This is a genomic window from uncultured Reyranella sp. (assembly GCF_945957355.1).
Classification (GTDB): domain Bacteria; phylum Pseudomonadota; class Alphaproteobacteria; order Reyranellales; family Reyranellaceae; genus Reyranella.
Genome location: NZ_CAMFKM010000010.1, coordinates 43,596 through 56,239, shown reverse-complemented (window position 1 = coordinate 56,239; position 12,644 = coordinate 43,596). Strand labels below are relative to the sequence as shown.

Below are 12,644 nucleotides of genomic sequence, written 5' to 3'. Positions count from 1 at the left end.
AGAGACCCATGACAGGATCGCTGAACGCCAATGCGGGCCCGCGCTATCGGCACAATGCCGACGAAAGCGCTCCGTACGAGACCATCACCCTCGACAAGCTGACGCCGATCCTCGGTGCGGAAATCAGCGGGATCGACCTCAGCCAGCCGCTGTCGAACCGGCAACAGGACGAGATCCACCGAGCGCTGGCCGAGAACCTGGTCATCTTCTTCCGCGACCAGCATATCAGCCAGGATCAGCACCTGGCCTTCGGCCGCCTGTTCGGCGAGCTGCACACCCATCCCGCGGCGCCGAGCGAACCGGGCAAGCCCGAGCTCATGATCATCCACGCCGACAAGGATTCGCCGCGCGCCAACGGCGAGGGCTGGCACACCGATGTCAGCTGCGACCTCGAGCCGCCGATGGGCAGCATCCTGTACATCAAGAAGTGCCCGCCCAAGGGCGGCGACACGCTGTTCGCCAGCATGTACGCCGCCTACGAGGCGCTGTCGGACCGGATGAAGACCTATCTCGACGGGCTGACCGCGGTCCATGACGGCGAGTCGGTCTATCGCGGCCTCTACAAGAACTACAACGTGGTCGACAAGCCAGAGTATCCACGGGCCATCCACCCGGTGGTGCGAACCCATCCGGTGACGGGCAAGAAGGCGCTCTACGTCAACCGCGGCTTCACCCGCTCGCTGGTCGGCCTGCCGCGCGACGAGAGCGACGCGATCCTGCGGTACCTGTACGAGCACATGGAGAACCCGCTCTTCCAGTGCCGCTTCCGCTGGCAGGAGAATTCCATCGCCTTCTGGGACAATCGCTGCGTCCAGCATCGCGCGATGTGGGACTACTGGCCGCACACCCGCAGCGGCAACAGGGTCACGGTGGCAGGCGACAAGCCTTACTGATATCTCTGGCGGGTGCTGGTCATATTCGATTGCGACGGGGTTCTGGTCGACAGCGAGCCCCTCGCCAACACCTGCTTTTCCCGCGCGCTCCAGCGCGAGGGCCTCGACTGGACCGTCGAGGAGACGATGCGCCGGCTGATGGGCCGCTCGATGAAGTCCTGCGTGGAGATCGTCGAGGGGGAACTTGGCCGGGCCCTGCCGGTCGATTTCGTCGACCGCCTCCAGGCCGACACAATGCAGGCCTTTCACGATGCGCCGCTGAGAGCCGTGCCGGGCGTCGTCGAGGCCATCGATGCGATCGAGGCGGCGGGCATCGCGACCTGCGTCGCGAGCTCGGGTGGGCTCGACAAGATGCGGGTCACGCTTGGCCTCACCGGCCTGTGGGCGCGCTTCGAAGGCCGCATCTTCAGTTCGAGCCAGGTGCCGCGGGGAAAGCCGTTCCCGGACCTCTTCCTTCACGCAGCCATTCAAATGAACGAGCAGCCCTTCGACTGCGCCGTGGTCGAGGATTCCCTGCCCGGCGTCCAGGCCGCCCGGGCCGCGGGGATGCGGGCGCTGGCCTATGTCGGGGCGACGTACAGCGACTCCGCGGCATTGCAAGCAGCGGGCGGTCGCACCTTCGACTCGATGTCGTCGCTGCCGATGCTGGCATGGGCGGGACGGTGAGCCGTACCGGGCCATGGTCGATGGGAGCCGGCGGCGGCGAGCGCGTCATCGTTGTCGGCGCCGGCATGGCAGGGCTCGTGGCTGCAAGGCTGCTGCACGATTCGGGCTTTACCGTCAGCGTGCTGGAGGCGCGCGACCGCATCGGTGGTCGAACCTGGACCGATGATCGCGTCGGTGCGCCGGTCGATCTCGGCGGCTCCTGGGTGCATGGGGTCGAGGGCAATCCGCTCACCCTCTGGTGCGAGAAGCTGGGCATCGACCTGATCGAGTCGCAGGGCGAGCGGCTGTTGATCGACAAGCGCGCCACGTCGCCGACGCGCGAGGGCCAGCGCCGCCGCGCGGTGATGGGCCGGATGGCCTTCAAGGCCGCCATCGAATGGGCGGGCTGGAAGAGCAAGGCGTTCACCCGGATTCGCGGTCCGCGCTCTATTTCCGTGCGCGAAGCCATCGAGCCGTTGCTGACCGCGTCATGGTTGCCGGAGATCGACCGGCTAGTGGTCGCCACCTTCGTCGAGATGAGCGAAGGGGTGCAGAGTGCGCCCTGGGAGGCGGTGGCGGCAGAGGAGTGGTTCCCGACCGAAGGCCTCGAACGCAACGCCCAGCCGAAGGGCGGCTACCGGTCCCTGGTCGGCGACGTCGCGCACGGGCTCGACATTCGCCAGGGAGTCGCGGTCGAACGGGTCGTCTGGACGGGTGGCGGCGTGACCGCGATCCTGCAAGGCGGCGAGCGCATCGAGGCGGATCGCGCGATCATTGCCGTGCCGGTCGGGCTGCTGCGGGCCGGGCTGCCGGCTCTCGATCCCGCACCGCCGGAACTTCAGCGCAGGGCCATCGGCCGCATCGGCTATGGCGCGGGCGTGCTCGGCAAGATCTACCTGCGCTTTCCGCGACGCTTCTGGCCGGAGTCGCCGAAATGGTTCGGGCGCCTTCCCGACTCGCCGGTGCAGCGCGGCGGCTTCAACACCTGGGTCAGTCACGAGCAGGAGACCGGGCTGCCGATCCTGCTCAGCTTCTGCAATGGCCACACCGCCATCCATCTCGACCACCGGGCGAGCGATGCGGAGGTGACGGCCGTCGCCATGCGATCCCTGCGCGCGATGTTCGGCGAGGACATTCCCGAGCCCGAGGCGATGGTCTTCCCGCGCTGGCTGAGCGATCCCTGGTCGCGCGGCGGCTATTCCTATCCCGGCGTCGGCAGCGATCCCGACGACTGCACCGAACATGCGCGACCACTGGGAAACCGCGTGTTCTTCGCCGGCGAGGCGACCGAACCGGTGGAGTACGGCACGGTCCATGCGGCGCTGTGGTCGGCCGAGCAGACCGCCGAGACCATCTTTCGGCTGGCCACCGGCACGGCAGCCTCGCGCGCCGCGCGGCCCTGGGCCGGCGCCCGTACTGGCGCGGGCCGGCACAATGCGGGATAAAAGCTCATGACCCTCGCCAATGTTCTTTTCGTGCTCGTGCTGGTCTCTGCCTTCGCCACGCTCGGGACGCTGTTCGCCGGCCTGATCAACATGAGTCGAAACCAGGACGGCAATATAGAGGGCAGTCGCCGCAGCAACCGCATGATGTGGTGGCGCGTACGCCTGCAGCTCCTCACCGTCGTGCTGATCCTCCTTTGGTATTTCGCGAGCAGGAGCTAGCCGATGGCCGTCACTCTCAACCGCATCTACACGCGCGGCGGCGATGCCGGGCAGACGTCGCTCGGTCGCGGCGAGCGTGTGGCGAAGCATGATGTCCGCGTCGAGGCCTATGGCACGACGGACGAAGCGAACTCGGCGATCGGCCTGGCGCGCAGCGCCCTCGCGCGCGCCGGGACCGGCGATCCGCGCCTCGCCGAAGCCGATGCGATGCTGGCCCGGATCCAGAACGACCTGTTCGATCTCGGCGCCGATCTCTGCACGCCCGAGGGCAAGACGAAGCGCGACGAGCCGGCGCTGCGCATCGTGGCGTCGCAGGTCGAGCGCCTCGAGCACGAGATCGATGCGATGAACTCCGAGTTGCAGCCGCTCAAGTCCTTCATCCTGCCGGGCGGCAGCGAGGCGGCCTCCTGGTTGCACCTGGGGAGAACCGTGGCGCGGCGCGCCGAGCGCTGCATGACGCGTCTCGCGGCCGAGCAGGAGATCAACCCGGAGGCGATCAAGTACATCAATCGCCTGTCCGACCACCTCTTCGTGCTGGCCCGCAGGCTCAACGACAATGGCGCGGCAGATGTGCTGTGGGTGCCGGGCGGCGCCCGCTAACCGGCCAAGCTGTTGAAAGATAGGGGAAAAATCTTCCACCCTGCGGTTTTGTGCGGTGCGCCATAGCCTTGACATGATCGGCTGAACACCCCTACACGAAAACCCCTTCGCCGGACGGGTCAGTCCGGCCGCAACTCACCGATAGGCGCAACGCGATGAAAGTGCTGGTCGCGGTCAAGCGGGTCATCGACTACAACGTCAAGATCCGCGTCAAGGCCGACAACACGGGTGTCGAGACGGCTAACGTCAAGATGTCCATGAATCCCTTCGATGAGATCGCCGTGGAAGAGGCGATCCGCATGAAAGAGAAGGGCGCCGCGACCGAAGTCATCGCCTTCTCCGCCGGCCCGGCCCAGTGCCAGGAGACGATCCGCACGGCCCTCGCCATGGGCGCCGACCGCGGCGTGCTGGTCCAGACCGACGCCGAACTGCAGCCGCTGGCCGTCGCCAAGCTGCTGAAGGCGGTGGTCGACAAGGAGCAGCCCGGCCTGGTGATCGTCGGCAAGCAGGCGATCGACGACGACTCCAACCAGACCGGCCAGATGCTGGCTGCGTTGCTGGGCTGGTCGCAGGGCACCTTCGCCAACAAGCTGAACGTCGCCGACGGCTCGGTCGAGGTGAAGCGCGAGGTCGACGGCGGCCTCGAGAACATCAAGATCAAGATGCCGGCGGTGATCACCACCGACCTGCGCCTGAACGAGCCGCGCTACGCCTCGCTGCCGAACATCATGAAGGCGAAGAAGAAGCCGATCGAGACGCTGGCGCCGGACGCGCTGGGTGTCGACGTCGCGCCGCGCCTCAAGACGCTGAAGGTCGAGGAGCCGCCCAAGCGCAAGGCCGGCATCAAGGTGAAGACCGTCGCCGAACTCGTCGACAAGCTGAAGAACGAAGCGGGAGTGATCTGATCATGGGCGTTCTCGTCGTCGCCGCGCATGACGGCAAAGCTGTCCGGGCCAACGTCGCCAACGCCGTCGCCGCGGCGAGCCAGATGGATCCGGACGTCACGGTCCTCGTGGCCGGCAACAATTGCGACGATGCGGCCAAGTCGGCCGCTTCGATCGCCGGCGTCACCAAGGTGCTTCAGGCCGACGATGCGGCCTATGCCAACTGGCTGGCCGAGGACATCGCGCCTCTGATCGTGAAGCTCGCCCCGAACTACAGCCACGTCGTGATGGCGGCCGATTCGGTCGGCAAGAACATCGCGCCGCGCGTCGCCGCCCTGCTCGACGTCGCGCAGGTCTCCGAGGCGATCCAGGTCGTGTCGCCCGACACGTTCGTCCGGCCGATCTACGCCGGCAACGCGATGGCCACCGTCCAGACAGCTGACAAGATCAAGATCGTCACGGTGCGCCCGACCAATTTCAAGGCCGCGGCCGGCGGCGGTTCGGCGGCGATCGAGAAGATCGGCGGCGAGGGTGCCAAGGGCCTGTCCTCCTATGTCGGCGCCGAGCTCTCCAAGAGCGAGCGCCCCGAACTGACCAGCGCCAAGATCGTCGTCAGCGGCGGTCGCGGCCTGCAGAGCGGCGAGAACTTCAAGATGCTCGAGACGCTGGCCGACAAGCTCGGCGCCGGTCTCGGCGCCAGCCGCGCCGCGGTCGATGCGGGCTACGTGCCGAACGATTACCAGGTCGGTCAGACCGGCAAGGTGGTCGCGCCCGACCTCTACATCGCCATCGGCATCTCCGGCGCGATCCAGCATCTCGCCGGCATGAAGGACAGCAAGACGATCGTGGCGATCAACAAGGACGAGGAAGCGCCGATCTTCCAGGTGGCCGACTACGGCCTCGTGGGCGATCTCTTCCAGCTCGTTCCCGAGCTCACCGCCGCGATCGAGAAAAAGTAAAGTAACCCGAGGGTACCCATCATGATCAAGCGCATCGGAGTCATCGGTGCCGGCCAGATGGGCAGCGGCATCGCCCATGTCTGCGCGTTGAAGGGCTTCGACATCCGGCTCGCGGATGTCGACCAGGCGCATCTCGACAAGGGTATCGACGCGATCGGACGCAACATGGACCGGCAGATCGGCCGCGGCATGATCCGTCCGGAGGACAAGGATTCGGCGCTGGGACGTATCTCGACCGGCACCGACTACAAGGCCTTCGCCGACTGCGACCTGATCGTCGAGGCGGCGACCGAGAACGAAGCGGTGAAGCGCGAGATCTTCAAGAAGGTCTGCGAGGGCCTGCCGGCCAACGTCCTGCTCGCCACCAACACCTCGTCGATCTCGGTGACGAGGCTCGCCGCCGTCACCGACCGACCCGGCAAGTTCATGGGCATGCACTTCATGAACCCGGTTCCGCTGATGGGCCTGGTCGAACTGATCCGCGGCATCGCCACGGAGGAGGAGACCTTCCGCACCGTGCGCGAGGTCGTGGTCAAGCTCGACAAGAAGCCGGTCAATGCCGAGGATTTCCCGGCCTTCATCGTGAACCGCATCCTGCTGCCGATGATCAACGAGGCGGTCTATGCGCTCTACGAGGGCGTCGGCAATGTCGAGGCGATCGACACCGGCATGAAGCTGGGCGCCAACCATCCGATGGGCCCGCTCGAGCTGGCCGACTTCATCGGCCTGGATACCTGTCTGTCGGTGATGCAGGTCCTGCACGAAGGTCTGGCCGATTCGAAGTACCGGCCGTGCCCGCTGCTCGTGAAGTATGTCGAGGCGGGCTGGATCGGCCGCAAGGTCAAGCGCGGCTTCTACGACTATTCCGGCGAGCGCCCGGTCCCGACGCGCTGACGGGGCGGGCGGCGCGATGCGTATCGCCGTCCTGCATTTTGCCCATGAGACGGTGACGTTCCTCCCGAACGACACCACGCTCGCCGATTTCACCTATCCGGGCTCGCCGGCCAGCGGCGAGGCGCTGCTGGCGCACGATCCAAGGTCCTACATGGGCGGGTTCGTGAAGGTGGCGCGCGAGTATGACGGTGTCGAACTGGTCGGCATCGAATCGCCGCTCTGGCCGAAGACCGGCACCGGCTCCGGCTGGATCACCGAAGAAGCCTACGAGACCTTCCTCGGCCGCATGATCGCGGGCCTGAAGGAGCAGGGGCCGTTCGACGGCGTCTATCTCAGCCTGCACGGGGCGATGGGCGTGCGCGGCGTTGCGCGCCCCGAGGCCGACATCGCGCGCCGCGTCCGCGAGGCGGTCGGGCGCAGGGCTTTCATCGTCGGCACCTTCGATCCGCACGGCAACGAGGATGCCGAGTTCCTGGCCCAGGCCGACATGGCGTTCACGGTCAAATATTTCCCGCACTACGATAGCCACCTCCAGGGCCAGCGCGCGGCGCGCATGCTGGTGCGCGCGATCCGCGGCGACTACGTGCCCGCCACGGTGACGGTGAAGGTGCCGATCATCACCCCGACCGTGCTGCAATGGACCGGCGCCTCGCCGTGGATGGACCTGGTGCAGCGCGCCCTCGTCTGGGAAGCCCGCGAACCCGATGTCTACGTGAACGTGTTCTTCGGATTTCCCTTTGCCGACGTGCCGGATGTCGGGCTCACCTTCCAGGTCATGACGAACGGCAATGCGGCGCTGGCGAAGAAGGTCGCCGACGACATGGCGTCCTGGGCCTGGCGCCGCCGGAAGGACCTGCTCAACACCGCCAGGGTCTATCCGATTCCCGAGGGCGTCCGGCTGGCGAAGAAAGCCATGGCCCGTGGCGAGACTCCGGTCGTGCTGGCCGATCATAGCGACCGCTCGGGCTATGCGACCTGGATCCTGAAGGAAGTGATCGCGCAGGATCTGTCGGACGTGCTGATCGCCACGATTGCCGACGCCAAGGTCATCGACGCGCTGAAGGGCGAAGGCGTGAAGGTCGGCGATCCGTTCGACCGCGAGATCGGCGGCCTCGCCGATGAATCCGCAGGCCAGCCGGTGCGCGTTACCGGCACGGTGGTGGGGGCGCATGAGGCGCACGGCAGGCTCTGGGTGAGCGTCGCTTTCGGCCGCAACAATGTCGTGCTGATCAGCCGCTACCTCACGCAGATCGTCGAGCCGTCGGAACTCGCGGGCCCCGCCTTCGACCTCGCGCAGTTCAAGGCGATCGCCATCAAGTCGCGCGTGCACTTCCGCCGCGGCTTCGACGATAGCGGCTTCGCTCGGACCATTCTGCTGGTCGAGCCGGTCGAGCCCTTCCTCGGTACCGTGCGGCTCGACGGATTGCCCTATCGCAACGTCGACCTGAAGAACTTCTACCCCTACGGCGACGTCGAATTCCCGCAAGCGAGACCCGCATGACCAGCCCGCTGTTCCGCCCCTTCGCGACCAAGTCGCTGTCGCTGCCCAATCGCCTCGTCATGGCGCCGATGACGCGCTCCAAGAGTCCCGGCAGCATCCCCGGCGCCGACGTCGCGGCCTATTATCGCCGCCGTGCCGAAGGCGGTGTGGGCCTGATCGTTACCGAAGGCACCACGGTCGACCGGCCCGCCGCCTCCAACGACACCAACGTGCCGGACTTCCATTCGCCGGCGGCTCTCGCCGGCTGGCGCCGCGTGGTCGAGGAGGTGCACGCCGCGGGCGGCAAGATCGCGCCGCAGATCTGGCACCAGGGCATGATGCGCAAGACCGGCACCGGCCAGCATCCCGAGGCGCCGTCCGATGGCCCTTCCGGTCTCTCGGCTTCCGGCAAGCAGGTCGGCCCACCGATGAGCGATGCCGACATCGCCGACACGATCGACGCTTTTGCGCGCGCCGCCGGTGCGGCGCAGGAGATCGGTTTCGATGCCGTCGAGATCCACGGCGCGCACGGGTACCTGATCGACCAGTTCTTCTGGGAGGGCGCGAACAAGCGCGACGACGCCTGGGGCGGCGACTTCGTGCAACGCACGCGCTTCGCGGCCGAGATCGTGAAGGCGATCCGGGCGCGGGTCGGCGCCGACTATCCGATCATCTTCCGCTTCTCGCAGTGGAAGCAGCAGGACTTCACGGCGCGGCTGGCGCCGACGCCCGACGAGTTGGCGCGCTTCCTGGAGCCGCTCACTGCCGCCGGCACCGATATCTATCACTGCTCTACGCGCCGCTTCTGGGAACCGGAGTTCGAGGGCTCGACGCTCAACCTCGCGGGCTGGACGAAGAAGCTCACCGGCAAGCCCACGATCACCGTGGGCTCGGTCGGCCTCAAGGGTGCGGATTTCGTGCAGACCTTCCGGACGCGCGAGGATTCGGAGATCGGCGATCTCGGCGAACTGGAGGCCCGGCTGGAGCGCGAGGAGTTCGATCTCGTGGCGGTCGGCCGCGCCCTGCTGGCCGATCCGCAATGGGCGGCCAAGGTGCGCGAAGGCCGCTTCGGCGAGCTCGCGCCCTTCTCGGCTTCCTCGTTGGCGACGCTCGCTTAAGGTCGTGCGCGAATCAGGGAGAAGTCATATGCCATCGTTCTTCAAGCCCCTTGTCGCGACCGCGATGCTTGCGAGCCTCGCACTGCCCTTCGCGCCGGCGGAGGCGCAATGGGTGTTCGTTGCCCGCAAGGCGCTGGGCCGCATCCACCAGATGACCGAAGGCGGTCAGCCGGATGGCCGCGCCGGTTACGATTTCGCGACGGTCCTGCTCGATGCCCATGCCGACAAGATCTTCTCGACCGCGCTCGACCTCGCGCGGAAGAATCCGTCCGTCCGCATCCTGATGCAGGATCCCGGCGCCCGCCGCATCCAGATCGCCGAGGGCGATCGCACCGCGACGTTGAACGTCGTGCCGTTTAACGACGACGTCTCGCAGCTCATGATCGCGGGCCATGCCGGTCCAAACGAAGGCTCGACCGCGTCAATGGTGGTGCAGGCGGTGCTGCGGGTCTGCAAGGAAATGGGCAAGCACTGCGAAGTCAGCAATTGATGGGCTGAGCGGAGCTCGGCCCGTTTAGCGACAGGCTGCGGCTTGGTTACAAGCCGCTAAGCTTGCAGTGTTCGAGAGCGTCGAAGAACGAACGGTCGTCGCTGACCCCTCCATCGGCGATTACGCCGACACCTCCCCATCTGAATGGGGAGGAGAGTAATCCGCGCTTTCCCAGTCGAGGCCGATGTCGAGGACGCTGGCGCTGTGCGTGAGCCAGCCGGCCGAGATGAGATCGACGCCGCTGGCCGCGATGGCCGGCGCGGTCTGAGGCGTGATGCGGCCGGAGGCCTCGGCGATGGCGCGTCCGTCGATCATGCGGACCGCGGTGGCGAGCTGATGGGGCGTCATGTTGTCGAGCAGCACGGCATCGACACCGGTCGCCAACGCTTCCTCGAGCTGATCCAGCGTATCGACCTCGACTTCGATCTTCACGAGATGACCGACGCCGCGGCGGGCCGCGAGGATCGCCGGCCGGATGCCGCCGGCCACGGCGACGTGGTTGTCCTTGATGAGCACGCCATCGTCGAGGCCGAAGCGGTGGTTCATGCCGCCGCCCACGCGCACGGCGTATTTCTGCAGGGCGCGCAGTCCCGGCATGGTCTTGCGCGTGCAGCAGATGCGCGCCTTGTGGCCGCGCACGGCCTCGACCAGTGTGGCGGCGCCGCTCGCCACGCCGCTGAGATGCCCGAGGAAGTTCAGCGCCACCCGCTCGGCGGTCAGCATGCCGCGCGCCGGGCCGGCAATGGTCGCGATGCGATCGCCGGGCGCGAGCGGTGTGCCGTCCGGCCGTTCGACCGCGACCTCGATCTCCGGGTCGACCAGCCGGAAGGCCGTTGCCGCCGCGGCAAGCCCGGCCACGACGCCCGGCTGGCGCGCGACCAAGGCGGTTCTTGCCCGGGCCGTCGGCGGCACGATCGCGTCGGTCGTGAGATCGCCGGCACGGCCGAGATCCTCGAGCAGGGCGGCGCGGACCACCGGTTCGATCATGAGGAGGGGGAGCGAGGGGATCGTCATCGGGTCCTCAGATTTCCAGCATGCGTTCGACGGCCCGGCGCGCCGCCGCGGCCACCGCGGGATCGATCGTCACCTCGTGCCGCATCGTCTCCAGTGCCCGGCGGATCTTCGGCAGGGTGATCTGCTTCATGTGCGGGCAGAGGTTGCAGGGCCGGATGAACTCGACTTCGGGATGTTGCACGGCGACGTTGTCGCTCATGGAGCATTCGGTCACGAGCACGACCCGCGCCGGTCGCTTCGCATCGACATAGTCGATCATCGCCGCCGTCGAGCCCGTGAAATCCGATTCGCCCACCACCTCGGGCGGGCATTCTGGATGGGCGAGCACCACGATTCCGGGATGGCCGGCGCGAAGCTGGCGGATGTCCTGGGCCGTGAAGCGTTCATGCACCTCGCAGTGGCCGGCCCAGGTGACGATCTCGACCCCGGTTTCGGCGGCGATGTTCTGCGCCAGGTACTCGTCGGGGAGCATGATGACCTTCGGGACGCCGAGGCTCTCGACGATCTTCTTCGCATTGCCGGAGGTGCAGCAGACATCGCTCTCGGCCTTCACGGCGGCGGACGTGTTCACGTAGGTGACGACGGGCACGCCGGGATAGCGCTGGCGCAGCAGCCGCACGTCGGCGGCGGTGATCGAGGCGGCGAGCGAGCAGCCGGCGCCGGGATCGGGGATCAGCACGCGCTTGGCCGGGTTCAGAAGCTTGGCGGTCTCGGCCATGAAGTGGACGCCGGCGAGGACGATGACGCCCGCATCGACCTTCATGGCCTCGCGCGCCAGGGCCAGGCTGTCGCCCACGATGTCGGCCACGCAGTGGAAGATCTCGGGCGTCTGGTAGTTGTGCGCCAGGATCACGGCATCGCGCTCGCGCTTCAGCGCCAGGATGGCATCGATATCCTCGGCGAAGGCCGGCCATTCGATCGAGGGAATGACACTCTTCACGCGATCGTAGAGCGGGGCCGTGCGGACCATCAGGTCGGGCGAAGCGGACAGCGACATCGGACACCTATTTAATGCTCAGTGTGAGTATTAATTATTTATACTAGGAATGAGCATTAATTCCGTCAAGACTTCAGATCGGGCGGGAGAGGGGGAGCTTGCTGCCCAGCACGGCGCGCTCGAGCACAACCTCGCGGCGGAAGCGGAACAGCTTGGCCGGACGGCCGCGCGCCTCGGCGGTGGACGCGCCCGTGGGCTCGACCAGCCCCTGCGCGTCGATCAGGCGGCGGAAGTTCTGCTTGTGCATGGGCCGGCCGGCCAGCGCTTCGACCGCGCGCTGGAGCTGCAGCAGCGTGAACTCGGGCGGCATCAACTCGAAGAAGACCGGCCGGTATTTGATCTTGGCCCGCAGGCGGGCGATGCCGGTGGCGAGGATCCGGCGGTGATCGTGCCGCATCGGCATGCCCGGTACGGGATCCGTCGCCGGATGCTTCGCCTCGGGGACCAGGCCCGCCTCGTAGAGCAGCTCGTAGCGCTGCAGGACCAGATCCTCGTTCCAGGTCTCGCGGCCATCGCCGAAGCTCACCTCGACACGCTGCTGCCGCTCGCGCCGGTTCCCTGCATCGGCCCCGGCGTCCACCCACGGCGCGAGCCTTGGCAGGATAGTCCCGGCGATCAGCGGCGAGGGGCCCGCCCGCCAGTCCTCCCACGGAAAATAGCGGTACCAGCTTCGCCATTCGGGATCGCGTGCGCCGGCCGACAGCCGCTCGCGGGTGAGGCCGAGATAGCTGATCGACACGACGCGCCGGCGCCCGTCCGAGGCCGGCCGGTCGCGATCGGCGAAGGTGTAGAGCTGCTCGACATAGCCCAGGGGATGGTTGGTCTGGCGTTCGACCCAGGCGCGCACGCCGCTCTGCAGCGTGGGATGTTCGGTCGCGAAGGGTCCCGACGGCAGGAGCGTGCCGTCCTCCAGGGTCAGCACCAGCGGCTGGTTCGCCGTCAGGGCGACCAGTACGGCGTTGAGTTCGATCGCGACGGCGTCGGAAGGCGCGGCAGGCGGCGTCAT

The 12,644-nt window shown here is 67.2% G+C and carries 14 protein-coding genes; 11 read left to right on the top strand and 3 right to left on the bottom strand.

The annotated features are described in order from the left end of the window. Positions 1–8: 8 nt before the first annotated feature. The 11 genes from Q0Q48_RS17050 (at position 9) to Q0Q48_RS17000 (ending at position 9,627) form a co-directional block, all read left to right on the top strand. Positions 9–893, top strand: a complete 885-nt coding sequence (locus Q0Q48_RS17050) for a TauD/TfdA family dioxygenase (RefSeq protein ID WP_295139993.1) — start codon at positions 9–11, stop codon at positions 891–893. Positions 894–905: 12 nt separating this feature from the next. Then, entirely contained in the window at positions 906–1,559 is a 654-nt protein-coding gene (locus Q0Q48_RS17045) for an HAD-IA family hydrolase (protein WP_295139991.1), read from the top strand. Then, positions 1,556–2,983 carry an NAD(P)/FAD-dependent oxidoreductase gene (locus Q0Q48_RS17040; protein WP_295139989.1) on the top strand — a complete coding sequence of 476 codons (1,428 nt, stop codon included), beginning with the start codon at positions 1,556–1,558 and terminating at the stop codon, positions 2,981–2,983. Before Q0Q48_RS17045 ends, Q0Q48_RS17040 begins: the two co-directional genes overlap by 4 nt. A gap of 6 nt (positions 2,984–2,989) precedes the next feature. Next, positions 2,990–3,202: a twin transmembrane helix small protein gene (locus tag Q0Q48_RS17035; RefSeq protein ID WP_295139987.1), complete on the top strand. Its 213-nt coding sequence runs from the start codon at positions 2,990–2,992 to the stop codon at positions 3,200–3,202. Positions 3,203–3,205: 3 nt separating this feature from the next. Then, positions 3,206–3,802 (top strand): cob(I)yrinic acid a,c-diamide adenosyltransferase, encoded by a 597-nt coding sequence (locus Q0Q48_RS17030; RefSeq protein WP_295139986.1) that lies wholly within the window; start codon positions 3,206–3,208, stop codon positions 3,800–3,802. A 155-nt stretch (positions 3,803–3,957) separates the two neighbouring features. Further along, positions 3,958–4,707 (top strand): electron transfer flavoprotein subunit beta/FixA family protein, encoded by a 750-nt coding sequence (locus tag Q0Q48_RS17025; RefSeq protein ID WP_295139985.1) that lies wholly within the window; start codon positions 3,958–3,960, stop codon positions 4,705–4,707. 2 nt (positions 4,708–4,709) lie between these two features. Continuing rightward, positions 4,710–5,645: an FAD-binding protein gene (locus tag Q0Q48_RS17020; RefSeq protein ID WP_295139983.1), complete on the top strand. Its 936-nt coding sequence runs from the start codon at positions 4,710–4,712 to the stop codon at positions 5,643–5,645. Positions 5,646–5,666: 21 nt separating this feature from the next. Beyond that, complete coding sequence (locus Q0Q48_RS17015; protein WP_295139982.1) at positions 5,667–6,539, top strand: 3-hydroxybutyryl-CoA dehydrogenase; 873 nt, start codon at positions 5,667–5,669, stop codon at positions 6,537–6,539. 16 nt (positions 6,540–6,555) lie between these two features. After that, positions 6,556–8,040 (top strand): M81 family metallopeptidase, encoded by a 1,485-nt coding sequence (locus Q0Q48_RS17010; protein ID WP_295139980.1) that lies wholly within the window; start codon positions 6,556–6,558, stop codon positions 8,038–8,040. Continuing rightward, the gene (locus Q0Q48_RS17005) at positions 8,037–9,137 is read left to right on the top strand and encodes an NADH:flavin oxidoreductase (RefSeq protein ID WP_295139979.1); all 1,101 of its coding nucleotides are present in this window, start codon (positions 8,037–8,039) and stop codon (positions 9,135–9,137) included. Before Q0Q48_RS17010 ends, Q0Q48_RS17005 begins: the two co-directional genes overlap by 4 nt. A 28-nt stretch (positions 9,138–9,165) precedes the next feature. After that, positions 9,166–9,627, top strand: coding sequence for a hypothetical protein (locus tag Q0Q48_RS17000; protein ID WP_295139977.1), 462 nt, complete (start codon positions 9,166–9,168; stop codon positions 9,625–9,627). Positions 9,628–9,747: 120 nt separating this feature from the next. On the opposite strand, the gene nadC is transcribed toward Q0Q48_RS17000, so the two are convergent. The 3 genes from nadC to Q0Q48_RS16985 form a co-directional block, all read right to left on the bottom strand. Then, complete coding sequence (gene nadC / locus Q0Q48_RS16995; protein WP_295139975.1) at positions 9,748–10,641, bottom strand: carboxylating nicotinate-nucleotide diphosphorylase; 894 nt, start codon at positions 10,639–10,641, stop codon at positions 9,748–9,750. Positions 10,642–10,648: 7 nt separating this feature from the next. Then, entirely contained in the window at positions 10,649–11,638 is a 990-nt protein-coding gene (gene nadA, locus Q0Q48_RS16990) for a quinolinate synthase NadA (RefSeq protein ID WP_295139973.1), read from the bottom strand. A 73-nt stretch (positions 11,639–11,711) separates the two neighbouring features. Continuing rightward, complete coding sequence (locus Q0Q48_RS16985) at positions 11,712–12,644, bottom strand: hypothetical protein (protein WP_295139972.1); 933 nt, start codon at positions 12,642–12,644, stop codon at positions 11,712–11,714.